Origin of the sequence: Streptococcus sanguinis, assembly GCF_020729725.1 — a bacterium.
GTDB lineage: Bacteria > Bacillota > Bacilli > Lactobacillales > Streptococcaceae > Streptococcus > Streptococcus sanguinis_V.
Genome location: NZ_JAJEPA010000005.1, coordinates 108,747 through 133,794, shown reverse-complemented (window position 1 = coordinate 133,794; position 25,048 = coordinate 108,747). Strand labels below are relative to the sequence as shown.

The 25,048-nt window shown below is 45.5% G+C and carries 13 protein-coding genes; all 13 read right to left on the bottom strand.

What is annotated here, in order from left to right:
• Positions 1–328: 328 nt before the first annotated feature.
• On the bottom strand, positions 329–8,662 hold the full coding sequence (locus K4I03_RS00635; protein WP_227963360.1) for an SIALI-17 repeat-containing surface protein: 8,334 nt from the start codon (positions 8,660–8,662) through the stop codon (positions 329–331).
• Positions 8,663–8,866: 204 nt separating this feature from the next.
• Positions 8,867–9,940 carry a hypothetical protein gene (locus tag K4I03_RS00630; RefSeq protein ID WP_227963359.1) on the bottom strand — a complete coding sequence of 358 codons (1,074 nt, stop codon included), beginning with the start codon at positions 9,938–9,940 and terminating at the stop codon, positions 8,867–8,869.
• Positions 9,927–12,410: a phosphoenolpyruvate synthase gene (locus tag K4I03_RS00625; protein WP_227963358.1), complete on the bottom strand. Its 2,484-nt coding sequence runs from the start codon at positions 12,408–12,410 to the stop codon at positions 9,927–9,929. The genes K4I03_RS00630 and K4I03_RS00625 overlap by 14 nt, the downstream gene beginning before the upstream one ends.
• Positions 12,410–13,309: a UbiA family prenyltransferase gene (locus K4I03_RS00620; protein WP_227963357.1), complete on the bottom strand. Its 900-nt coding sequence runs from the start codon at positions 13,307–13,309 to the stop codon at positions 12,410–12,412. Before K4I03_RS00620 ends, K4I03_RS00625 begins: the two co-directional genes overlap by 1 nt.
• Positions 13,294–14,166, bottom strand: coding sequence for a phosphatidylserine decarboxylase (locus tag K4I03_RS00615; protein WP_227963356.1), 873 nt, complete (start codon positions 14,164–14,166; stop codon positions 13,294–13,296). The genes K4I03_RS00620 and K4I03_RS00615 overlap by 16 nt, the downstream gene beginning before the upstream one ends.
• Positions 14,159–14,791: a CDP-alcohol phosphatidyltransferase family protein gene (locus tag K4I03_RS00610; RefSeq protein ID WP_227963355.1), complete on the bottom strand. Its 633-nt coding sequence runs from the start codon at positions 14,789–14,791 to the stop codon at positions 14,159–14,161. The genes K4I03_RS00615 and K4I03_RS00610 overlap by 8 nt, the downstream gene beginning before the upstream one ends.
• The gene (locus tag K4I03_RS00605) at positions 14,778–17,273 is read right to left on the bottom strand and encodes a PEP/pyruvate-binding domain-containing protein (RefSeq protein ID WP_227963354.1); all 2,496 of its coding nucleotides are present in this window, start codon (positions 17,271–17,273) and stop codon (positions 14,778–14,780) included. The genes K4I03_RS00610 and K4I03_RS00605 overlap by 14 nt, the downstream gene beginning before the upstream one ends.
• A gap of 14 nt (positions 17,274–17,287) precedes the next feature.
• Positions 17,288–17,878 (bottom strand): CDP-archaeol synthase, encoded by a 591-nt coding sequence (locus K4I03_RS00600; RefSeq protein ID WP_227963353.1) that lies wholly within the window; start codon positions 17,876–17,878, stop codon positions 17,288–17,290.
• Between the two features lie 348 nt (positions 17,879–18,226).
• Positions 18,227–19,228, bottom strand: a complete 1,002-nt coding sequence (gene galE, locus K4I03_RS00595; protein WP_032908190.1) for a UDP-glucose 4-epimerase GalE — start codon at positions 19,226–19,228, stop codon at positions 18,227–18,229.
• Between the two features lie 45 nt (positions 19,229–19,273).
• The gene (gene galT / locus K4I03_RS00590) at positions 19,274–20,755 is read right to left on the bottom strand and encodes a UDP-glucose--hexose-1-phosphate uridylyltransferase (protein WP_002924985.1); all 1,482 of its coding nucleotides are present in this window, start codon (positions 20,753–20,755) and stop codon (positions 19,274–19,276) included.
• A gap of 219 nt (positions 20,756–20,974) precedes the next feature.
• The gene (locus tag K4I03_RS00585; RefSeq protein ID WP_227963352.1) at positions 20,975–22,153 is read right to left on the bottom strand and encodes a galactokinase; all 1,179 of its coding nucleotides are present in this window, start codon (positions 22,151–22,153) and stop codon (positions 20,975–20,977) included.
• A gap of 176 nt (positions 22,154–22,329) precedes the next feature.
• Positions 22,330–23,466 carry an ABC transporter ATP-binding protein gene (locus K4I03_RS00580; protein WP_227963351.1) on the bottom strand — a complete coding sequence of 379 codons (1,137 nt, stop codon included), beginning with the start codon at positions 23,464–23,466 and terminating at the stop codon, positions 22,330–22,332.
• A 21-nt stretch (positions 23,467–23,487) separates the two neighbouring features.
• Complete coding sequence (gene gtfA, locus K4I03_RS00575) at positions 23,488–24,933, bottom strand: sucrose phosphorylase (protein WP_227963350.1); 1,446 nt, start codon at positions 24,931–24,933, stop codon at positions 23,488–23,490.
• Positions 24,934–25,048 lie beyond the last annotated feature (115 nt).

Here is a 25,048-nt window from a genome sequence, read left to right as displayed (position 1 = left end):
CATCACTTGTCTACCCCCTCATTTTCAGCCGATTCTAAATCAAGATTTATTACCAAACTAAAAATGATAGCACCGTATATGATAAGCAAATATGACATATACATATCAATTATAACATAAAAATTATAATTTACGCCTTGTAAACTACAATTTTTATTAGCATTTTTCTATTCTTTGTCTACTTTAATTACAAAAAAAGTTACAAATTGTTTTTTAATCTAACTCGGATGGGTTATTATTGATATATTAGAAATAAATGGCAGAAAAAATACCTAGACTTTTTTAGTCTAGATATTTTTAAAGGTATTTCTGAAAAACATTTTGTCGCTTACTTATTAAAGATTGACTGCCTGAAGTCATCTGTCTCACGAATATAAGCATTGTAAATCTTCTTCTTGAGCAGGTTAACCCAGCTAGCATCAACACGGCTAGTTGCATTAGTAATGTTGCGTACATCCTCTGCTACTGCTTCGTCCATCAGCTTCTGCATCTCTTCATAAGAGCGAATGGTTACTTTCTTGGTACTGCTTGGGTTTCTGAGCTCGTACTCAATGGTGATTGGTTTAAGCTTGGTCAGCTGATCAATCCGCTCCTTATACATAGCTTTCTTGAAGGCTAGCCAAGAGTCATATTCACCCTTGAATACATTTTCCAAGACTTTCTGGTCTGTTATCAGACCAACATCTCTTCCGGACCATCCATCCCATGTTTTCTTACCTTCATCAAAGGCTTCCTTAGAGTACTTACCAGAAACATAAGGGATAAATCCTTCATGGTAACCCTTGGCTGCCAGTAACTCGTAGGCTGTGCGGCGGAACATGACATCACCCGGCGCTCCATTTGGATTGCTCAAGGCTGAGTAGATTGGTGAGAAGAGGCTGAGACTGAGGTAGCCATTTCGACCATATTTGCCACTATCCTTATTCTCCCGACGAGTGATGACATCATTTTCAATCAGAGAGTCAAAAGTCTTCAGCTGCTTGATTTCCTCAGCAGTAAAGCTTCGCGTCTGGTTACCGGCATGGGTTTCCTTACCATACTTATCTGTAATATAGTAATTCTCCATCTTCCTGAACCACTGAAGCTTAGCGTCATCACTCTGCTTAAGCATAGAGGTACCTTCTAGGTAATCTAGCGTGTATATCATGTCAAACATACCATGGACATAGTGTTGTAGGTCTTCTGCATTTTGAACGCGTTCCTTGAAGTTATATGTATGTAGACGCGTCTTAGAGTCCTTGTCCACCTTGAAGAGGGTATTGAGAGTAATGGTAGCTTCGTCTGCACTTGGAGTGGACTGCAAGAGACCGCGAGCATAAAGCTCAGCTCCCAGACCTTCGCGGCGGCCATTGCCCTCAAAGTAGATACCACCGTCAGAATTATGGGTCATCTCATGCGTATAGACAGAGTTACCATAGTCTTCTAACAATTTAGCTGCATCAAAGTGGGTTACACTTCCTGTAGCATAGGCATTATAGCCCTTGCTAGGATACCACTTGCCGGCTGGTCCAAAGAATTCCTGCATAGCCAGTGATTTTTTGTCATTAGCTGGAGCCCAATATTTTTGACCATTCTTGTCAACCAATGAGAATCCATCGTAAACCAGAACAGAACGGAAGAGCTTGTCCTTGCTTTCATCGCTTAGAATCTTATACCAGAAGTCATAGTGATCGCGCTGGTATTCAGCTGTTTTTCTCACTCGGTCTTCGACATATTCAGCTAGTTCAGCATCTGTTCGCACCCTGTTATTGGCATCAAGGCGATAGCGATCATAAGCCCCCATAGAGATGGTAGACATATTGGAAATAGCATAGACACCCTTCTCAGTCATGGTCAAGAGTGGCAGGAGCATGCCCTTGTGTTCCCAATTATCAGCAGTAATCTTGTCGTAAACACCGACAGAATACTTGCTCTTGCCCTCGGCAGCATCCTGAAGCTGTCTCGCTTCTGGCACATCCGACTTGGCCTCAACGATATAGGCTTTTGTATTGGTCTTGAGCCATTCATTATTGCTCTTGTCCGGCAGGAAGAGCTGACGATAGCCTTCCAGATAGTTAAAGAGCCCTCGTTTACCAGTCGCTTCAGAGAGCGAGATATCATAAGCCATATAGTTATTCTTGGCTTTAAGATTATTAAAGCCTGACTTACCTAGTGAAATGATGGTATCCAGCGTTGAAGCATTATGATTTCCAAAGAAGTCAAACTTATAGGCCGACAAATCCTTGACATTGATATTGTCATAGTTGATATTATACCAACGGTTGAGATAGGTCAGACCAAGCAAGAAGGCTTCCTTATTGGCTGTAATCTTCTGAGCTACATAGTCAGCCACGACATCGCCTTCAGTATTGATAGACTTGTCCATAGCCAGAACCTTGCGTAACTCTTCTGACAGCTTGGTCTTGACTTGGTCAAAGGCCGTATCCAGATAGAGATCATCCAGAGATGTGTCAGCATTCACACCTAAAACAGTTCGCATAGTTGGTGAGTCAAGGACAACCTTGTTCAACTCTGGCAGCACTTGATTGAGAACCCTGCTATAGTCTGATAGGAAGGCTTCTGGTGTATAAAGGAGGTCTAAGCCGTTTACACTGTACTCTGCAATTGCCTTATATTTGAAATCTCCCTTATAGGTCAGATCCAGGTAGTCAACCGTATTATCCTCAAAGTGCAGCATCAGACGGTTAATTCCGGTCTTGTTGCTATTGATATCAGTGATAATCTGGTCGCCCTTCATCGGAACAACATCCAGCAAGTACTCTGTATTGAGCTTGTGATTATCTGGAAGTTTATTTCCATAGGCAACGATGGTCTCCTTATTGTAGAACGGAAGGAGTTTTTCCATGTTAGCATAAGCTATCAGACGATCTTCTCGGGCATTCTTTTCCTGAGCATAGTTGACAGAATAAATATTGAGATTCGTGTCTTCTAGCGTGGTCGTAATGTCTAAGCTAGCTAGCTTCTCTTCTGCCTCGTTCAGAGTCAGTGTTGAAGTGACAAACTTGTCATTTTCCAGCGTTTTATTTCCTTCAACGGCATAAGCTTCTGTGATACGGTTATTCTCATATCCCTGATCGCCAGAAATACTGTAAACATTTGTACCGCTGACATTGCTGATGACATTATCAATCAAGCCATTGAAGTAATTGGAGCCAACCACTCCGCCAATCTGACCGTTCTTAGTAGAGTTTTGAATCTTTCCAGCTACATAAGATCGGCTGATGCGGGCATTGTTTTCCAAACGGCCAACCAGACCGCCAAAGCGTTGGTTGTCGGCTCTAGCGCCTGCTAGAATAGTCACATCTGCCCTGCTTTGGCTAATCAAGGAGTTTCCTCCCTTAAGATTGGCAACCAAACCACCGACATTGTATTCTTTGCCCTGTTTATCATTTGACACGATAGTTCCAGTAAAGGAGCTATTGGTAATTTGGGTATTGTTAGCAATAACGACCAAACCTGCTACTTGAGAAGCATTGTCTTTTACTTCTACTCTACCTTGGACTGAAACATCTGTGATTCGAGCATTTTCTGCATTGCGAGCCAAAGCCGCTGAGTCATAGGTGCCTACAATATTAACCTCTTTCAGGTCCAGATTGGAAATAGAAGAACCACTCTTGAGGTTTTCAAATAAAGGCTTAGCTAGATTATAAATCGCGTACTGCTTGCCATTATGATTACCTGTCAGACTGCCTGTGAAGTTCCCTTTGAGGTAGACATAGTCCGCAGGTGCCAGACTGACCTCGCTAGCATCCAAATCTGCTCCCAGAACATAGTTTCCAGCCATATTTTTCTTCATAGCGTCTATCAAACCAGCAAAGCTGGTGTAGACATTTTGCTGGCTAGGGACTGCCTTACTGATATAGAAGTCATAGCCAGACTTATAGCCTGTCTCACCTTCTTGGACCAGCTCAGGCAGAGAGACTGTCACCTTATAAACATCCCTGCCATCCTTATGGCTTTCCGCTATGCTGTGAACCGGCAGGAGCATTTCCTTAGATTCACTTGATTTGACTTTGACAAAGTAGGTAGACAGATCTGTAGGCATAGAGCTCATAGATACGACGCGCTTAAACTGGTCGTTTTCTTTTCTGTAAAACTCAGCCGAATCAATATCTCGGAAGGCAATCTTCTTGTATTCCAATTCGAAATTGCGGCTGTCCGTTTCAAGATCTGTGAAGCTGCCATTATCCAGTTCATAAGTAAGCTTGGTTTTCAGGGTATAGCCTGTGTAGTAGTCTAAGTCGCCAATCTTCAGACTTCCTGCGAAATTGGTAATCGGAAGAGTACGAACAAGCTGATCACCCTGGTACAATTCTGCAGTTGCTGAACGGAAGGACTGGGTCAGGTCTTCTAATCTATATTGGACTGTAACCGACTTGTCATCTGCATTTTCTGTCAAACTTAGAATAGAAACTGTCGGCTTAACTTTAGGCACTCCATTTAGAGCTTCTTTAGCTGCTGTCAGGCTAGCAAATGCTTGATTGACCTGCACTTGTGTAGCAGTTTGATTGTTCAGAACCCCTTCTGCCTTGGCCAATTCGTCAGTATAAGCTGTCTGCTTATTTGAATCCGCATTTTTATATTTAGCAGTTGTTTTAACAGTTGGATTTAAATCGTACTCTGTTTGAAGAGCAGTTTTGACAACTTCAAGACCGCTTAATTGAGCCTTGGCTTGATTGATTTGTCCCACCAGTTGGTTAACTTCTGCTTGGCTAGCATGTGATTGACTCAGAAGCGCTTGACCCGCTGTCAAAGCAGTATCATAGCTAGATTGATGACTCTGACTATCATTGAAATAACGTGCCTGAGCTTTAATCTGATCTGCTTCCGCTAATAAATTATGCAGTTGAATTAAATCGAACTCTTCTAAAGCATCTGCTTTTGGCGCATCGTTCGGTACCATATGCGGCTTAGCTGTTCCGACTTTGACCACTTGCGTTACCGGAGCTAGAGTTTCTTCATTGGAAAGCTCCTGGCGGTCGATTTCTTGTCCGTTGGAACTATAGACGCGAGTCTTAATCGTACGCTCACCCTGAACTCCTGGAATGGCGATTTGACTGGCATCTCGAACAAGCTCGTCTGTCTCTTCTTCACGAATAGAGAAGTTAATCTTCTCAACACGCGTTTCATCCGTGTAAGTCAGTGGATACTCTGGCAAAGCATCTGCTTTTGGTGCATCACCTGGTACCATGTTCGGCTTAGCAGTACCAACTTTTACAACTTGCGTTACTGGAGCCAGAGTTTCCTCATTAGATAGCTCTTGGCGGTCGATTTCTTGACCGTTAGAGCTGTAGACGCGGGTCTTGATGGTTCGTTCACCTTGCACACCTGGAGTGGCAATTTGACGGGCATCGCGAACTAGCTCGTCCGTCTCTTCTTCACGAATTGTGAAGTTGATTTTTTCAACTCTAGTTTCGTCTGTGAAAGTCAGTGGATACTCTGGCAAAGAATCTGCTTTTGGTGCATCACTCGGTACCATGTGAGGCTTAGCCGTGCCAACTTTGACGACTTGCGTTACTGGAGCCAATGTTTCCTCGTTAGAAAGCTCTTGGCGGTCGATTTCTTGACCGTTAGAACTGTAGACACGAGTCTTAATCGTACGCTCACCTTGCACTCCCGGAGTTGCGATTTGACGGGCATCCTGTGGCAACTCATCGGTATATTGTTCCTCGATGTTGAAAGCAACTTTCTCTACTCGGGTTTCGTCCGTGTAAGTCAGTGGATACTCTGGCAAAGCATCGGCTTTTGGTGCATCACCTGGTACCATGTTCGGCTTAGCAGTACCAACTTTTACAACTTGCGTTACTGGAGCAAGAGTTTCCTCGTTCGAAAGCTCTTGCCGGTCGATTTCTTGTCCGTTGGAACTATAGACGCGAGTCTTAATCGTACGCTCACCCTGAACACCCGGGGTTGCGATTTGACGGGCACCACGAACCAATTCGTCCCTTTCTTCTTCACGAATAGTGAAGTTGATTTTTTCAACTCTAGTTTCGTCTGTGAAAGTCAGTGGATATTCTGGTAGTTCTTCAACCTTTGGTGCTTCACCTGGAATCAGACTTGACTTACTTGTTCCGACCTTAACAACTTGCGTTACTGGAGCTAGAGTTTCTTCATTGGAAAGCTCTTGGCGATCAATTTCTTGACCGTTGGAACTATAGATGCGAGTCTTGATGGTTCGCTCACCTTGAACGCCCGGAGTCGCAATTTGACGGGCATCACGAACCAATTCGTCCGTTTCTTCTTCACGAATTGTGAAGGTGATTTTTTCAACTCTAGTTTCGTCGGTGTATGTCAGCGGATATTCTGGAAGAACTTCTGTTTTTGGCACATCACTTGGTACCATGTGCGGTTTAGCTGTACCGACTTTGACGACTTGCGTTACGGGAGCCAAGGTTTCCTCATTGGACAGCTCTTGACGTTCAACTTCTTGACCATTGGAACTGTAGACACGGGTCTTGATAGTCCGTTCACCCTCAACACCTGGAGTGGCAATTTGACGGGCGTCCTGAGGCAATTCATCGGTATATTGCTCCTCGATGTTGAAGGCTATTTTCTCAATACGAGTCTCATCCGTATAAGTCAGCGGGTATTCTGGCAAGGCGTCTGTTTTTGGTGAATCGGTTGGAACCAAATATGGTTTAGCTGTACCAACTTTGACTACTTGCGTCACTGGAGCTAGGGTTTCCTCATTAGATAGCTCTTGGCGATCAATTTCTTGACCATTGGAACTATAGACACGGGTCTTAATCGTACGCTCACCCTCAACTCCTGGAGTCGCAATTTGACGGGCATCACGAACCAGCTCATCAGTCTCTTCTTCACGAATAGTATAGTTGATTTTCTCTACGCGCGTTTCGTCGGTGTATGTTAGCGGGTATTCTGGTAGTTCTTCAACCTTTGGTGCGTCAGCCGGAATCAGGCTTGACTTACTTGTTCCAACTTTAATAATCTGAGTGACTGCTGCAAGAATTTCTTCATCCGATAAAACTTGGCGGTCAACCTCTTGGCCATTCGAGGTATAGATACGAGTGGTAATAGCCCGCTCACCCTGGACACCTGGTGTGACAATTTGGCGACTGCCTTCTGGAATCTCATCAGTATACTGTTCTTCGACGGAAAAATCGATCTTTTCTCTTCTTGTTTCATCCGTCGCAGTCAGCTCTAATTCTGGAGCTTGATGCATGGGTGCTTCATCTGGTGCGGTACCATAAGTTGTTAGTTCCGGAACTTCTTGTACTGGCGCTGTATCTGGTGCAGTGCCATACGTTGTCAATTCGGGAACTTCATTCACAGGTGCGGTATCTGGCGCAGTGCCATAAGTTGTTAGCTCTGGGACTTCTTGAACCGGTGCTGTATCTAGCGTTGTGCCATAAGTCGTCAATTCGGGAACTTCTTGCACGGGTGCTTCATCTGGTGAGGTACCATAAGTTGTTAGCTCAGGCACTTCTTGTACTGGTGCGGTATCCGGTGTAGTTCCATAGGCCGTCAATTCGGGAACTTCTTGCACGGGTGCGGTATCTGGTGTAGTTCCATAAATAGTCAATTCTGGGACTTCTTGAACTGGCGCTTCTTTTGGAACAGATTTTACTGCAGCAGTTCCAACCAACACAATTTCCGAAACTGGCTCTGCAGTTACCTGGTCTGAAACCACTTCGCTTTTTACAATTTCTTTACCTGCAATATAATTGCGAGTGACAACAGTACGTGTACCAGCGACACCTGCGCGAATGACCTGAGATTGCCCCTCTGCGAGCTCATTTGAATATTGGTATTCTGTTTGATAAGGCAGGACTTGGGTTTGGCTGCTTTCTTGGCTCTTGAATTCCAGTTCTGGTACTTCAGTGACTGGAGAAAGCCGAGCAAATTCGCGCTCTTTGGCAGCAATAATCTCTTTTTCTTGCTCGGTTAGTTTCTCTGTTTCAGTAGATGCTGGCTTGTTGGCAGCACTCGGATTCCCAGAAAGACTAGCAGATTTGCCCGCCTGCTGATCGACTTCAACAGCTGACAAGTCCTTCTGTGCCGTAGGAAGCTGATGACTTCCTGCTGTGTTTTCCTTGCCTTGTTCACCTCTTTTAAGATAGCCGACATACTCAAAACCAGCAATCTCTAAAGGCTCCGGCAGCTTATCTCCTACTGTCAAATTTAGCCTTTGATTGTAGGCGGCTAATTCAATATTAGTCACTGCAAATACAGAAGGAGCTAGGAGAATAGAGCCTAGACCCGTCACCAGTAAAATAGAAGACAGGTATCGCTTACCATTTCTACCTCGTGCAATTACTAAGACTGCTAAAGTCAGCCCAGCAGCTGCAAAAGTTGCTTCCCACAGACTTGAGTAGCCTGTCTTTGGCAAACTTTTTGCCGAAAGCCCCTGGGTCTTAGGACGGTAAACCAGATAATAAGCATCAGAGTTTTCTTCCACAAACTTTGGAAGCTCCTTAACAACTGCATTCTTCTCAGCTTCAGTCAGTTCAGACTCTACTACGTAGTGATACTGAACTGGAACGGTTTTGCCGGCTGAGACTTCTGCAGCCTCAACCGTACTTATATTTCCCCCTATTGCGGTACTCAAAAAGAAGCTTCCGATAGTGGCGGAAACCAATCCTACTGATAACTTTCTAAAAGAATAACGCTGGAGCGTATCGCCAGTGATTCTTTTTTCCATAATAATTCCCTTTTCTCCATATAATAATCTCTTAAAATTTTACAGAATTTCCTACAAAAATTCAATGCTTTTGCTTAAAAATATATCTTTGAAAGCTGAAATCATCATGTTTTTGAACAACCTGAAAATAGTGTTCATTTTTAACTAAAAAAACAAATCTTCGGTTAGAAAATTTGCTTTTTAAAATGTGATTTACTTTGTTAGTCAGGAGTTCAAATTCAACTCAAAGAGACCATACTCATGCTTGTCTCCTTGCAATTCCGCTGCATAGTGGCGCGTGACTGTTTTTTGATGAATCAAGGCTCCAATAGCTGAGGCTTGTCGCTTCTGCGCTTCTTTAAAAATCGGATAGGCCAAGGCAGAGCCCAACCCCAAGAATTCTTCATCTACTCCTAGATACATAATCGTATAACGTTTGGGAAAGCGCTTAGCCCAAAAAAGCTTGGCTAGGTTAAGAGGAGTCAGTTTTTGATAAACCAGAGAACCGTAGTCCGGCATGGCAATCAGAAAACCAGCCAGCATGCCCTCCTTATAGGCCAGCTTAACCATAGAAAAATCAAGAATATACTGGTATTTCTGAAAAATCTGACTGAACTGCTGACTGGAAATAGACCGATAAATCGGAAAATTTTGATAGAGGCGATTGAGGAGCTCAAAAACCTGCAGCGAAGCTTGATCCCACTCCTGCTTCTTTGAAGAGCAAATGGTGAATCCTGCTTCTTCAAAAGACTCAAAGCGATGAGCTAGCTTGTCCTGATGAGTTTGATTGCTTACCTTGGGATAAAAATTGGACAGATAGCGCTCCTTGAGCTCGAAACCAGCAGCCTGCCATAGCTCAGGATAATAGTCTGGATTATGAGGTTCTCCAGTAAAAGGGAGCTCCTCTGTTCCAGTCAGCTGCATTCGATAACCCAGCCAAAAGCTTGCCTGTACGGGGCCGATAATGCTGCTAGCTCCTAGACTGCGGGCGAAACCTGCTAAATGCTCGATAAAAGCAGATGAAATCTGCTGGTCATTGATCGACTCGAAAAATCCCAAGTAAGCAGCCTCATCATCTGGATAGAAGGTCAGAAGGCCTCGAATACAAGAACGACCGTCCTCATAGCCAATAAAGGCATAGGTTTCTAAGTCAGAACTCAGCGGGTGACTGCCCTCAATCAAAGATAACTCTTCCTCTTCCGACTGCATAAGGTGGTCTGGCTGGTAAATCCGCTTGGGCAGGGCTAGAAAATCGTCCAGCTCTACAGTATTGGGTTTGACTGGTTTAATTTCCAGCATGGTCTTCCTCCTTGATCAGTCGAATCTTGCCAGTAAGGCCATCCATCTCAATCCAGTTGCCATTTTGCAGCTGGCTGCAGGCACCTCTGACATTGACAATGGAAGGAATACCCAACTCGCGGGAAATAATAGCCGTGTGCGAGAGCAAAGACCCCTGCTCAGCAATGACACCCTTGGCTTGGGTCAGAAGATAAACCCAGCCCGGATCGGTCATCTTGGTCACGATAATCCGGTCCTGAGCAGACTCAATCTCCTGCACATCTTCCACGACCAAAACCTGGGCCTTAACGCAGCCAGGTGAGCAGCCAATCCCTTGTAAGACTTGATTACCTGTATTATGACTGCTGGTGCGGTTTTGCGGTTTCAGATATTTCTCAAAGACCTGTCCAGCAAAAACATAGCGACTAAAAGTTGGCAGCTCCTTATCCGCCTCCATCTTTTCTCGACGATCAGCTATCAAACTGCTAACATCTCTGGGTGTTCTGGTAAGCTCAAACAACTCTTCCTTTGTCAGGTAAAAAACATCGTCTGCTGTAGCCAGAAGCCCTTGCTCGGCTAATTGCTGCCCAAGCGTTCGGAAAATCTGTCGCATCATGCCGTAAATCCGTGTTCGGTTTAAGCGAGAGCTTTCCCGATATTTAACACCAGTCATGGCTCGCTTGCGAAGAAAATTCGTCCACCAGCCTGATTTTTGCACCTCTTCTTCAAGTTTTTGAGGGGCCAACTTCTTCTCCTCTTGCTGGCACATTTGCAGCAGGAGCTTGAGCAGACGCTCTGGATGCGTTCGAAAAGTTGGAGTTTCTAACTTCAACTCTTCTGGAGCCCGATCACCAAATTCATGGATAAAATGGACTATTTCTTGAACCAAAGGGTGCTGGCGATTTAGAAAGACTGCTGGACTTTCGCTTGCCATGGCCTGTCTAATCTCTGCATTTTCTTCTGCTTTCAGCTGAGCTGTTAAAGCCTGCAGAGCCAAGGCTGGCCGCATACTTTCAATCTGTTCAATTCCCGCAATCTCAGCCTGAACAGCCCCGCCGCGACGCGACTTCTTCAGGAGTCCAGTATAGACAAAAGCATAGAGGTCATTGACCAGTGTAATGTCCCAGTGAGCCAGAATATTCTCTTTTAGCTTGCTGACCAAGGCAATCAAGGTCTCTGCATCTGCGTCGGGAGAAAAGCTCGCTTCGTATTCGCGCTGAATCTGGGCAAACTGTTCTTCCAATTGCCGCATTTGCTTGGGTGCAGTCCAAAACTCTCGGATGATACGAAGCATGATTTGCAGGCGTTTAAACGCAGACAGGTGCACCGGCATCTGAGGAACCTCTGTCTCTCGCACTCCCAGCATATCCTGCCAGATAGGGATGATTTTCTTTGAAAAAGGCAAAAGCTGTAAGAGCTGATACCAGCTCTGAATCTGGTAATAAACCCGGCTATTGACCGGCTGCAGCATATTTTGAAAAGTGGCTTCATAGGCAGCCAACTCAGGGGCACCCTTGCCAACCAAGCGCTGAGCCAGACTTCGGAAAATGCTGGCATAAGCCTCTTGAATAAAGCTAATGGTCAGAGGACTGGAAACGCCCGGATAGCTCTCGACAATATTGCTGTTATCCAGAATAATCTGCTGGCCCTCTGGCAAGGTGGTAATAGGTCGTGCCTGCAAGAGATAGAGCTGGCCATTTGCGAAGGTAAACTCCATATCCATATAAGGTCCGAAAAGCTGACTCACCTGACTCGCCAAGGCCTGTATCTCCTCGAGTTGTTCCATTGATACGCCTGGTGAATCCTCCGTCTGCTCTGTATAAAAGAGCTGGTCCTTGGGATGAAGCGTCACCATTGTTGTAGGAATCTTATCCTCGACAACCTTATTGCCCAAACCCCGACCGATGACAATGATGTGCTCGTTCAGAATGCCCTTGGGATTAGCTGTGAAGTAAATCCCAGACAAGTCTCCCTCCTGCATGACCTGAACAAGGCAAATCATCTGCGCCTGCTTCAAGGATAGTCCTTGCACAAACAGATAACTAAGAGCTGACTCCTGATAAAGAGAGAGCAAGGTCGCTTGAATAGCTTCTTTAAGCCCCTCTGGCTTCACATTGAGCTGACTCTCAAACTGACCGGCAAAGGATGAGGCCTTCCCATCTTCGATGGTAGCAGATGAGCGGACTGCAAAGCGACAGTCTGTCTGAGAAAATTCCTGATGAATCCAGCTTTCTGTCGCTGTCAGATCTTCTTGACTAAACTGCTCTCTGGCCCAGTTCTGCAATTGCTGACTGAGTTGGGACAAGTCCAACTCTCCAGACCGATAAGCTTCTTCCATCCGCTCCAAGTCAGCAGAGCTGGCAGATTCTTGAAAAAATTCAAAAGCAAACACTGCAAAATCAGGAACTGGCAAACCAGCAGCCTGCATTTTCAGCAAATGATAGGCCTTGCCTCCGACCTGGTCAAGCCCTGTCTGCTTGATTCTTTTCATCAAAATACCCCCATCAAGAGATAAACAGCAACGGACAGAACCATGGTCGTCTCCGTGATATAAGTATAGCGCTCCACCCGTTCCCGGATATTAAAGCGAGTCGGATCCTTGATAAACTGCTCAAACTGGACGGTCATCCAGATAACATTCAGCACTAAGACCACCACTCCAACACGGGAAATATTCCAAAGGAGAACGAAATTGGTCAAGATATCCAGAAGAGTCACCACCTCGATAAAGCGAGTGGCTTTTTTGTAGCCAAAAAGCATAGAATAGGTCACATACTCGGTCTCGTCTTTTGGTGCCCGAATCTTGCGGCAGACTTCCCAGATCAGACTTGGGAAATACATGGTAAAGGCCAGCAAGACGGTTGGTAGGGACAAGAGGGGCAGATTGTACTTGTAGCAGACAAAAGAAATCGTATAGAGATTCAAAATCATCATGACCGGATTATGGGTTACTAGAGCCAGTGGCAGAGAATTTTGAATCTTGTCACGCTTGAAGAACCAGAAGGACATGAGAGTTCCGTAAATATAGAGAAAGAGGAACCAGCCAATATTGTTCATAAAGAGAACATTGAGAAGCACAGACACAGTTACGATAAAGCTGAGGGCAATAGCCAGGTCCTTCTTTTTCACTCGTCCAGATGGCAGAGCCCGATGAGGAAAGAGCCGTCTGTCGGTCTCGTAGTCCTTGAAATCATCTGCAATCCGCAGAATCATCAGAAAGACAAAAATCGTAAAAATTCCGATTAACTCCTGATGGTCAAAGTGAAAGGTGGTCACTCCGTCATTGAGCAAGAGGACAAAATAAATCTCAAAAAACATGATGGCGGCCACAAAAAATCGTGGCAGCAAAGGAAACATTTCCTTATAATAAACAGCTAATCGTTTAAACATAGCTTTTCTCCAATCTTTTCACCCATTTGAATCTGGGTTTCTATTCCGAGGTCTGAGTAAGTCAGGATATCCTGATCCAAGCGAATCGTGCCTGCTGGATAGAGGACAAGAATGGTCGAGCCGCCCAGACCAAAGCAGCCCTTCTCCTGTCCCCTGACCAAATGGTCCTGACCGTGATTGTATATTTTTCCGACCAGAAGAGCGCCTACTTCCATCTGCAGGACAGGTCCTAGGTCGGTATCTAAAAGACAGTATTCTCTTTTATTTTCCTTATAAATCAAGCGCCGCTTCTGGGCTACCTGTCTGACCGTATGGAGGCGTCCCTTGATTTTTCGTTTTTGGGTAATTCTGCCGGATTCAGCAGCCAGATAGCGGTGCAGGTCTTCCACTCCCAAGCGATAGACCAGCGCTGTTCCGCCAGTGAACAGCTGAGCTAACTCTTCATCCAACAGTAAGTCAGCTAGCCTGTATGTCTGACCCTTTATTGTCAGCCGTAAGTCCTGACTAATGGTAAAAACCTCCAGCTTGGCATCCGCCACAGCCAGTACTTGACTGTCAGGACAGACTGGACGCAGACCAGGCTTGATTTTCCGCTGGAAGAAAGCCGCAAAGCTAGAATAGGGGCCATCTTCATAGTCAGCCAGATTCAGCTGATAATTTTCTACAAAAGCTGCAATTTTCTTACGAGAAAAAGAAGTGTAGTCTTTCAAAGTCAGAAGATAAGACAGGCTAGGTTGGGTCAAGATAGGCAATAGGAAGCGGCCCCAAGCAGTGCCATAAAGCTTGTCTAACAGACCCGCCTTGTATTCTGTCGGTTCCACTACTTGGCCAGTCTTTCGCTGATAGACCTTAACCATGCGGGAGAACTCCCAGACCAATCAAACTTGCAACAGCTAAAATCGCAAAGACCAGATAGGCCAGCTTATTGGGCTTGGGAATACGGCAGTTATAGACAAATAGGAAGGGCAGCAAAAGAGACAAGCCCAGCCACACCCAAGCAAAGAGACCAGGCGCCAGCCATTGACAGACCAGATAGGTCAGAGGGAAAAAGAGGGCGCTGTAGGTCACGGGCAAGCCGATAAAATAAGCGCCAGATCCTTCATCATGCTTGGCCAAGCGGTTAAAATGCGCTAAGCGCGTGACAGCAGCTAATACATAGAGGACAGCCAAGATGATATTGGCCGCTCCCAAGGGCAGCTGAGTCATGAGGAGCACAGCCGGGAGAGCCGCAAAGCTAATCATGTCGCAGAGGGAATCAATCTCAATGCCGAAGCGCTTCTGACTTTCAGTCCGCTTCATCCGTCGCGCCACGACACCATCAAAGAGGTCACAGATACCGCTAACGATAAAGGCCATCATGGCTAGCCGCAACTGGGACTGAATGATGGCATAGACTGCCAAAAGTGCAAAAGCAGCGCCCATATAAGTCAGGATAACAGATTTGTCGTATTCACCGATAAACAAAGGTTCATTCTTCTTCATGAATTCTTATTTCTCCTCTTCTTCCATCTAAAGTTACCATCATGCCAGTTTCTAGCAGCTGAGTTGCATTCTTAGCGCAGACCAGAGCTGGAATCCCGCATTCCCGAGCGACAATAGATGCATGGCAGAGAACCCCGCCATACTCTGTCACAAGACCGCCTAGAATACCAAAAACATAACTCCAACCCGTATCTGTATAGCGAGTGACAAGAATTTCTCCCGGTTCAATCGTCTCAATATCAGCCAAATCCAAGAGAACTCGAACCCGACCGGTTACCTGACCGCTGCTGGCTGGCATCCCCGTCAGCAGAGCCTGACTATCATGGACCACTTCTTCCAAGCTCATCTCTTTGTCGGTCAGATCACCCACTGGCTCAAAATTCCGATAGGCCTGGCAATAATGCCGATTATCAGCAGCTTCTTCTTGAAGCTGGTCAGCTGTCTTTTGCCCTTTCATAAAGTCGGTCAGACTTTCTTTCTTAATGTAAAAAATATCTTGTTCATTTTTCAGAAAGCCTCGCTTTTCATAAGCTCGGCCGAGTTTGAGGCTAATCTGACGAATGAGGTGGTAATAGCGCGTGGAAATATCCTTGAACTCCTCCCGCCACCAGAGCAAGTTCCGCAGGTCTTCGCTAATTTTTTCAATCTTTTTCTGCTTGGCTCGAGATAGATGGGCAAGATCCAGCTCAGACTCAGAGACAGGATTGAGCGAAGCTTTGGCCGCCTGGTAGTAAGCTGAATCAGCAACCAACTGCTGGATTGCTGACATAACCTGATGAGCATCTTCTTCGTAACTAGCTACTCGCAAGTCCAGCTCCCGAGCCGAGTGATAGCCAAAGTCCTTTTGGAAATCCTGAACCTTGATGAAATCTGCTCGCTCAGGATATTGTGCTGCCAGTCCCTGCAACTCTTCCACCGATAGCTTCAACCAGTCGTCTGTCAGCTTCTCGTCTGCCAAAATAAGATCCGCAGCTTCCAGCATCCGAGCCAAAGGCTTGGTATGCGAAACATTTCCCAATTTAGCTATCAGTTGGAAAAATTCATCGACCGTCAGCCATTTAAGCAGACTGGTCTTTTTCATAGACAGCTGGACCGTATTGATGTAGGCCTGCCAGAAATAAGTTCCCTCACTGTCTAAATAAGCCTGATTTAGCACCAACTGCCAAAGACTTTCGACCTGCTGGAGCGGGCTTTGGTCGTTCAGTTCTCGTATTTCTTGATTTAGGCGGGTAAATTGCTGGCGCAGCTCTTGCAGCTTGTCTGGCGCCTGATGCAGAAAATTCTTAGTTACTTTTTGAGTTTTCAAAGATACGCGCAGGAAATTCAAGAGCAAGGCTGGACTTAATTTACTGGTAAAACCTTGACCTTGGTAGTCTTTATTAACTCCCAGCTCATCATCAAAGTCTCGCTCAATGTACCCCGGAATCTGCTCCATACCTTGCTTGACCACGCCTAAGTTCCAGAAAGGCCGTGCATAGTGCAGGCGCATCAGCGGCGGCATCACTCCTTCAGGCTCTAAGCCAATTGCCAGCAAAAAACTGGAGAGTGCCTCTTGCCAAGAATGGCGGTAAAGGCTCCACATCAGATTTGGACAGGGCTGGGCCGCCACGCCACCATCCCGAAAATTCGCCGTCGTCCAGCGGCCACTGTCGATTTTAGTTGGTACTGTCGTGATGGGCCGAGCCTGCAGCAAATAGACTTGCTCTTGGACAGCACACCACTCAATATCCATCGGCCGACCAAAATACGCTACAATCTCCAACACCTGCACGTGCAGTTTCTGCAAAACTGTAAGAGAAATTTCAGCCTTTTCAAACTGAAGCCAGTCTGGCTTGTACCAAGGAAGAGTCAGCTGCTCAGGATTAACTTGACCGCTAACCAAGCTCTCAGCCGAGCCTTTTACATACTCCAACAGCATGGTCTGGTCCTGATTAGTCGCTACATCTAGGGAAAAGCAGACACCGCTGAAGTCGGGCTCTATCTGCTCCTGAATCAGCACTGCCATGGCAATATCCTGCTCTGCCAGACCCTGACGCTGCCAGTAAGCCAAGGCCTCTGGATTAAAAAGAGAAAGCAGACAAGAGCGAATGCCCTGCTCAATTTCTGACAGTGTCCGGCAATTGCCAATCGAGTCATACTGCCCAGCAAATGACATGTTCTGCCCGTCTTCTAAAAGGGCACTGCTACGAACGATATAAGCTTGATTTTCCTGACAAAAGTCTGCTAACTCCTGTAGCCAAGCTGGCTCCAAGGGATACTGCTGCAAACGCTCCGCGATTTCCTCCTTGCCCAAATGAATTAACTCTTTAAGTCCCTCTTTTGAGTATTCTGGCAGAGCTGCGCTTAGCCAATCCATTACTTGGTCCGCCGGCAAAATCAAACCCTTAGGAACCGAAAGCCCCAGCTGACAAAGGTTGATTAACTGATTGATTTTACCGCCATAGACGGTCGAAGGCTCTTTTTCCAGCCATAGTTCTTTCATCAAAAACTCCCATCTCACATACGATTTTTTCTAAGCTTAGCCCAGTAGAGCAGACGATTGACTCCTAGATGCGTACCCGCACCTAGGATTAGAATGCCCAATATCTGTTGCCAAGACAGAGGGATATAGAAAAGTAAGAAAATAATACAGCCAATCAAGGAATCAATCTGGTCTATCCAGATAAAGGTCCATTTCCAGCCATTCTCCGCCGTCTTGCCCTCTCTGATTTCCAAACGACGCTTGATGAAGCTATTGGGCAGCTCAAACAAAACATAAGCTAGCCCCAAAAGAGCCCCAAGGACCAGATTAAAGAGCACGGTATTTTCGTAGAAGGCATAGACCAAGTGCAGCGTCTCTAGGGTAGAAATACTCTTCAAGAGCAATCCCCAAAGGATCTGAGCCAAAGCTCCCCAGACAATCATGCCGAGGAAGCCTTTCCAGGTCTTGTTAGCCCCAAACAGCCTCTTACCATCCTTTAAAATCAACCCACCATCCATTGGTCGATAAGCCACCTCTAGCAGTGAAGACTTGCAAAAGATCATATTCAGAATCCCAGCCAGAATGACCGGCATCAGGGTGATATATAAGGCAAGAATCGAGTGCATACTTATTTCCTATTCTTTTTATGAAAATCAGCTTGAAAAGATTAAGAGACTTCTCAAACTTTTATGGCTTCATTATATCATAAGTCTCTAAAGCCCTTACACAACAAACTGTCAACAACTGTCACATCTGATTGTGATACAAAAATTCGTTATTCTAAAATGTTGCTTCCCGTCGCATCTGTAACTACCTGATTTTTTAAGACATACTAAGAGTTAGTAGCAACTAAACAAGATTTCAGATAATATGTCAATCAATCTTCTTTTTATTATAAAATGCTTTTAAAAATTTGTAAAGAAGGGTTTTATAATTCAAAGTAAAAAACCAGCCTTTCTAGCTGGTTTGTCAGTTTATCCTCTGTCATCATAGCCATTTGGATGACTTGAGTGCCATTTCCAAGCAGTTTCGATAATGGTTTCGATATTGTCAAATTTCGGCTGCCAGCCCAGAACATTTCTTGCTTTTTCAGAGGAAGCAATCAGTGTATCCGGATCCCCTGGGCGCCGCTCTGCTATTTCCAAAGGAATAGGATGTCCGGTCACCTTGCGGGCGGCTTCTACAATCTGCAGATTGGAAAAACCAGTCGAAGAGCCAAGGTTAAAGGCATCTGAAGGATGTCCAGAACGCAGATGCTCGACAGCCAGAATATGGGCGTCAGCCAAGTCGAAAGGATGGACATAATCGCGGACATTGGTGCCGTCTGGAGTATCGTAATCATCACCAAAGACAGCAATCTTCTCACGTTTGCCCTGAGCCACCTGAAGCACAATGGGCAGGAGATGGGTTTCAGGTCCATGGTCCTCACCGATTGAGCCGTCGGGCTTGGCACCCGCCACATTGAAATAACGCAGGGCTACAAACTTAATACCATAGGCCTGGTCTGCCCAACGCATAATGGTCTCCATCATAAGTTTGCTCTCACCATAAGGATTGATAGGCTTTTGAGGCGTCGTTTCCAGAATCGGCACTTCCTCAGGAATGCCATAAGTCGCCGCTGTCGAAGAAAAGACAATATTTTTAACACTGCATTCCTGCATGACCTCCAAAAGAGAAACCATGCCGGCCGTGTTATTATCAAAATACTTGAGCGGGTCCGCCATGGACTCGGCGACCAGTGAAAAGGCAGCAAAGTGAATGACTGCATCGATGGATGGATGTTTGGCAAAAACGCCACGCATAAAGTCCTTATCCGCCAAATCCCCCTCATAAAAGACTGCTTGCGGATGGACGGCTGCCCGATGGCCAGTCACTAAATTATCAACGACGACTACTTCTTCCTTTCCTGCTGCTACCAGACGGTCTACCATGTGCGAGCCGATATAGCCAGCACCACCTAATACTAAAATTGCCATAAAACTTCCTTTCCCTCTTGCGCTAGATTCATTATAACACATTTCCTAGGGCTGGATGCCGACGGATTGGACAAAGCGCATGAATGCTTCCTGCCCCTCCTCTGTCCGCTTGTAAACACCCGCATCTTCCAGTACTCGGCTGAAAATTTGTCCAACCGATGCCTGAACTACTCCTTCCACTGTCTCAGCGGTAACATCTGGATTCTGGTCTTTGAGCTGATTGGCCCACTCCTGATGATAGGCTGCAACCTGACAGTCTTCTCCCAGCAAGAAAAGTTCCACCTGCTTGAGTTCTTCCTTGAGCCGAGGCGGCAGAATAGCCAGTCCCATAACCTCAATCAGGCCGATATTTTCTTTCTTAATATGCTGCACATCCTTATGAGGGTGGTAAATGCCGTCTGGATGTTCTGGGGATGTTTGATTGTCCCGCAAGACCAAGTCCAGCTCAAAAGATCCATTTTTCCTGCGGGCAATCGGCGTGATGGTATGGTGAGGCTCACCCTCAGACTCTGCCAACACCTGCACACTTGGGTCAGAATAAGTCCGCCAAATTTTCAAGATCTTGTCAGCCAACTCAATCAAGTATTTTTTCTTCTCAGACCTTAGACGAATAACGGACATGGGCCACTTGACAATGCCTGCCTCCACCTCTTCAAATCCGCTAAAAGTAAAGCTGCAATCCAGCTCTGCTATTTCCATAGGGAAGGTATGACGTCCGCCCTGATAGTGGTCGTGGATCAGGATAGAGCCGCCGACAATAGGCAGGTCGGCGTTAGAACCTGCGAAATAGCCTGGAAAGGTCTCAACGATGTTCAGCAGGCGCTCAAAGGTCAGCCGGCTGATGGACATAGGAAGGTGCTGGCTGTGCAGAAAGATGCAATGCTCATTAAAGTAGGCATAGGGCGAATACTGGAAGCCCCACTCCTGTCCAGCCAAGTCAAATCGAATAATGCGATGGTTGGCACGGGCTGGGTGGTCCAAGCGCCCTTGGTAACCTTCATTTTCCATGCAAAGCTGGCAGGCTGGATAATGGCTGGTCTTTGCCTTTTTAGCTGCCGCAATTTCCTTGGGATCCTTTTCTGGCTTAGAGAGATTGATGGTGATTTCCAAATCTCCATATTCAGTCGGTGCTTTGAAAGCAATGTTTTTAGCAATGGCCTTGACCTTGATATAGTCATTCTTTTGACTAAGCTGGTAAAAATCAGCTACAGCTTGCTCAGGATTGGAGGCATAAGTCGTCCAGAAGTCCCGATTGAGCTGGCTAGGGGCAGGTGTGATTAAGTTCATGAGCTCAGCTCCCAGTATATCCTGCTCAGCCAGAGTATCGCCAATCTTCCCATTCTTTACAGCCACAGCTACCAAGTCATCCTTAAGGTCAATTAGATTCTCAGCCTCAGTCTCCTCCTCCGCCACTGTCTCTCCAACCAGAGCCATGACACGATTTCTCAGATAGATGGTGTCCATTTCCTCAAAAGCGCTATTGTCAATCACTGCTGATACGAAAGTATCCAGTAACTTCTTGGACATAGTTCTTCCTTTCTCTTGCTAGTAAAGAGAGTGGGACAGAAATCGGTAATTCGTTAGAATTCGATTTCGTCGTCCCACCTCCGCACAGTTGATTAGGGCTGTAAAAGCTGATGAAGTCAGCGTAATAGAGCCCACTCAACCACTGCGTCTTGCTTGACAATCCAAAGACAATTGAGAGGCTAGGACTTTTGTCCCAGACCCAAGTTCCTTTTCTGCCATTTAATCCAGCACTCGGCTTCCGCCAGCTACTTCTGCAATGTAAAAGCTAGGGGCATAGCCGACAACTTCTTGATACTTGCGACCAACATTTTCTTTGAAAGATTCCACCGCATCCTTAGCAACTAAAGCAATGGCGCAGCCACCGAAGCCTGCTCCGGTCATACGAGCCCCTAGAACACCTTCTTGCTCCCAGGCCGTGTGAACCAAGGTGTCCAGCTCTAGACCTGTCACTTCATAGTCATGTTCCAAAGAAACGTGGGAAGCATTCATGAGACGGCCAAACTTTTCAAGATTGCCTGCCTGCAAAGCTGCCCGTGCTTGCAAAGTACGTTGATTTTCCAAAACAGCATGGCGAGCCCGTTTGAGACGATTTTCGTCCTCTATCAGATAGCTATACTCGTCAAAGGACCACTCGTCCAACTCACCCAAGGTAGTGATAGACAACTTGCGGTTCAGCTCTTCAACAGCTTTTTCGCACTCTGCACGGCGTTCATTGTACTTAGAATCCGCCAACTCACGACGCTTGTTGGTATTCATAATAACTACGACATTGTCCTTGAGATCAAGCGGTACCAAATCATACTCAAGAGTATTGGTGTCTAGGTAAATAGCCCGCTGGTCAGCACCCATTCCGATAGCAAACTGGTCCATAATACCAGAATTAACCCTGATAAATTCATTCTCAGTTAATTTACCGATTTTCACTAGGTCCAAACGTTCCAACTGCAAATCAAAAAGTTTCTCCGCAATAATACCGGTCAAAAGCTCTAGTGACGCAGAAGATGATAAGCCAGAACCATTGGGAATATTTCCGTAAACATAGACATCCATGCCTCGGTCAATTGTATGGCCTGCCTCCTGCAGAAAATGCAGAACTCCTTTTGGATAGTTGGTCCAGTTATGCTCAGGCTCAAAGTGCAGGTTTTCCAGCGACATTTCAATAATCCCTTTTTCTTCAAAATTTCCTGAGAAGAATCTCAAGACCTGATCGTCCCGCTTGCGAGCCGCTCCATAAGTTCCTAGAGAAATCGCAGCAGGAAAAACATGGCCGCCGTTATAGTCCGTATGCTCACCAATCAGATTGATCCGACCGGGTGAAAAGAAAGTGTGATCCGCTTCTACTCCAAAAACCTTGGCAAAATCTGCGCGGACTTGCTCCGCTGAAATTAGGTTTGACATAAGCTAAACTCCTTTAAAATGAATAATCGATATTGTAATCGTTTTCTTGGTTTTATTATAACTGTTTCCGAGTAAAAATTCAATAAATTTAGTAAAATTTTACTAATTTTATAGATAGATTTTTTTTAAAAATCCAAACAGTAATCTGTCTGGATTATTTTATAAGGAGCAATAGATTAGAAAATATTGTCTTCCGTCTCAGCATCAAAGTAATGCGCCTTGTTTAGGTCGAAGCCAAGTTTAATACTGCTTCCGGTATTCATATGATCACGTGCATCAACTTTGGCAACAAACTCACTGCCACCAACCGCACAGTATAGGTGAGACTCCGCTCCAAGCAACTCAGAAACAGAAATCTTTGCAGTTAGAACCGACTCAGGGAAGGTTTCCAGAAAGGCTGGTTCCATGTTGATATCTTCAGGACGAATACCAAAAATCAACTTATTGCCTTCATAGCCCTTCTCCCGCAACCTCTTAAGATTGCCCTCTGGGACTTGGAGACTGAAGTCTCTGTTTGATCCGACAAGACGGCCATCTTCCAGTGTCACTTCAAAGAAGTTCATAGCTGGGCTGCCAATGAAGCCGGCCACAAACTTATTTGCCGGATGTTTATAGACTTCCTGCGGCGTACCAATCTGCTCCACTCGACCAATCGTTCCAGTTCCAGCAGGATTCTTGGTCGCTGACATGATAACGATACGATCCGCCAAGGTCATAGCTTCAGTTTGGTCGTGGGTAACATAAATAGTTGTTGCCCCGATACGGCGGTGAATCTTGGCAATCTCCGCCCGCATAGAAACACGCAGCTTAGCATCCAAGTTTGACAAAGGCTCATCCATAAGGAAAACCTTTGCATCCCGAACGATAGCGCGTCCCATAGCTACCCGCTGACGCTGACCACCAGACAAATCAGCTGGCTTACGCTGCAAAAATTCCTTCAAGCCCAGAATTTCTGCTGCTTCATTGACCCGTTTTTCAATATCTTCCTTGCTGTACTTGCGCAGCTTGAGACCAAAAGCCATGTTGTCGTAGACAGTCATGTGCGGATAAAGGGCATAGTTCTGGAAGACCATGGCGATGTCGCGGTCTTTTGGAGCTACATCATTGACCACTGTACCGTCAATAGAGGCAGTTCCTTCAGTGATGTCTTCAAGACCTGCAATCATACGCAGCGTAGTTGATTTCCCGCAACCGGACGGACCGACAAAGACGATAAATTCCTTGTCCTTGATATCTAAATTGAAGTCTTCCACTGAGTAGTGGTCGCTGTTGGGATATTTTTTATAGATATTTTTCAGATTTAATTCTACCATTCTTCTTCTCTTTTCTTATCTCTATTCAAAAGTGATAGCTTGGTCATTTTCACTAGCGCTATATGTCAATTCTTTGAGGTTGATAACTACTTGAGCAGTGACCGACTTTTCTGCATTGCTACGGACAATACGGAGGCTATTTTCATCCAATAGATTCACTTCAATAGTGCCATCTAGGTCAAAGGCAGCAGACTGGTTGCGGTAACGAAAAAGCTTGAGCAAGGCTTGCACAACTGGACGCTTGATTTCTTCAGCAATCTCCTCATTACTGTAATAATGACGGTTGATATTGCGGCCTTCCTTAGTGTTTTCTAGCAGTTCAAGGTCATTTTTCCCAGCTAAGAAACCAACATAATAGACCTGTGGAATCCCTGGAGCAAAAGCCTGAATCAGACGGCTAATGAAGTACTTCTTGTCGTCATCGCCCAAGGCTGAGTAGTAAGTCGAGTTAATCTGGTAAATGTCCAGATTATTGTACTCAGCCGAGGAATACTTACGCTTGACATTAGCTCCTACCTTATATAGTTCATTGGTCGCAAAGTCAATTTCTTCATCAGTCAGAATATCCTTAACATCAACAACCCCAATACCATCGTGAGTATCCAGTGTTGTGAATTGCTTCATAGGACTCATTTCAAGCCACTCGACTAGACGCTCTGCTTTACCACTGTATAGAGAATAAAGAGTTACCATCGGCAGCGCAAAATCATAGACAAAGTAGCCATGCTCTGCAATCTTGAACTGGATAGAATAATGCTCATGAATTTCTGGTAAAATATCCGTCCCAAACTCAGCCGCTTGCTGCTGGACTTTTTCTAAGAGATCCCAGATTTCTGGCTCAACAAAGAAATCATTGGTATCTAACTTTTTGACCGCATAGGCAAATGCATCTAAACGAATCAGATCACAGCCATGCTCTGACAGTTGACGCAATGTTTTCTTGATGAAATCATTAGTTACCTGACTGCGAACATCTAGATCAATCTGCTCTTCACCAAAGGTGTTCCACAGATACTCAGTGCTTCCATCTGCAAAGACGATTTCCTGCTTAGGTGCCCGATCCTTACGCTTATAAATCAAATCAACATCAGCTTGCGTCGGACGATTTTCTGGCCAAAACTTATCCCAGCTGAGAAAGAGGTCACGATACTCACTCTGATCCTTCTTTTCCTGAAAATCCTTATAATACTTGGACTGGCGTGAGATGTGGTTGATCATAAAGTCAAACATGAGATAATATTTCTCGCCCAGCTTTTCTACATCCTCCCAGTCACCAAAGGCTGAATCAACCTCCTCATAGTCTACAGGGGCGAATCCCCGGTCACCAGTTGATGGGAAGAAAGGGAGCAAATGCACTCCTCCAACCGCATCGCCAAAATGCTTTTCTAAATTGTCATATAAATCTTTTAAATTCTCCCCCAGGCTGTCTGAGTAAGTAATCAGCATGGTCTTATTTTGAATAGCCATAGTCTTCTCCTCTAAAATCTTGTCTTATATACTCTTTCCCGTGCGCTGAATGGAAAACGCCCTAAGCTCTGTATGAAAAAGCTGAAGCTTCTTTTTCCAATTCCCTATTTTTCCA

Coding starts and splice junctions, on each gene's coding strand:
- K4I03_RS00635 (WP_227963360.1), bottom strand. CDS start 8,662: ATGGAAAAAAGAATCACTGGCGATACGCTCCAGCGTTATTCTTTTAGA.
- K4I03_RS00630 (WP_227963359.1), bottom strand. CDS start 9,940: ATGCTGGAAATTAAACCAGTCAAACCCAATACTGTAGAGCTGGACGAT.
- K4I03_RS00625 (WP_227963358.1), bottom strand. CDS start 12,410: ATGAAAAGAATCAAGCAGACAGGGCTTGACCAGGTCGGAGGCAAGGCC.
- K4I03_RS00620 (WP_227963357.1), bottom strand. CDS start 13,309: ATGTTTAAACGATTAGCTGTTTATTATAAGGAAATGTTTCCTTTGCTG.
- K4I03_RS00615 (WP_227963356.1), bottom strand. CDS start 14,166: ATGGTTAAGGTCTATCAGCGAAAGACTGGCCAAGTAGTGGAACCGACA.
- K4I03_RS00610 (WP_227963355.1), bottom strand. CDS start 14,791: ATGAAGAAGAATGAACCTTTGTTTATCGGTGAATACGACAAATCTGTT.
- K4I03_RS00605 (WP_227963354.1), bottom strand. CDS start 17,273: ATGAAAGAACTATGGCTGGAAAAAGAGCCTTCGACCGTCTATGGCGGT.
- K4I03_RS00600 (WP_227963353.1), bottom strand. CDS start 17,878: ATGCACTCGATTCTTGCCTTATATATCACCCTGATGCCGGTCATTCTG.
- galE (WP_032908190.1), bottom strand. CDS start 19,228: ATGGCAATTTTAGTATTAGGTGGTGCTGGCTATATCGGCTCGCACATG.
- galT (WP_002924985.1), bottom strand. CDS start 20,755: ATGTCCAAGAAGTTACTGGATACTTTCGTATCAGCAGTGATTGACAAT.
- K4I03_RS00585 (WP_227963352.1), bottom strand. CDS start 22,153: ATGTCAAACCTAATTTCAGCGGAGCAAGTCCGCGCAGATTTTGCCAAG.
- K4I03_RS00580 (WP_227963351.1), bottom strand. CDS start 23,466: ATGGTAGAATTAAATCTGAAAAATATCTATAAAAAATATCCCAACAGC.
- gtfA (WP_227963350.1), bottom strand. CDS start 24,933: ATGGCTATTCAAAATAAGACCATGCTGATTACTTACTCAGACAGCCTG.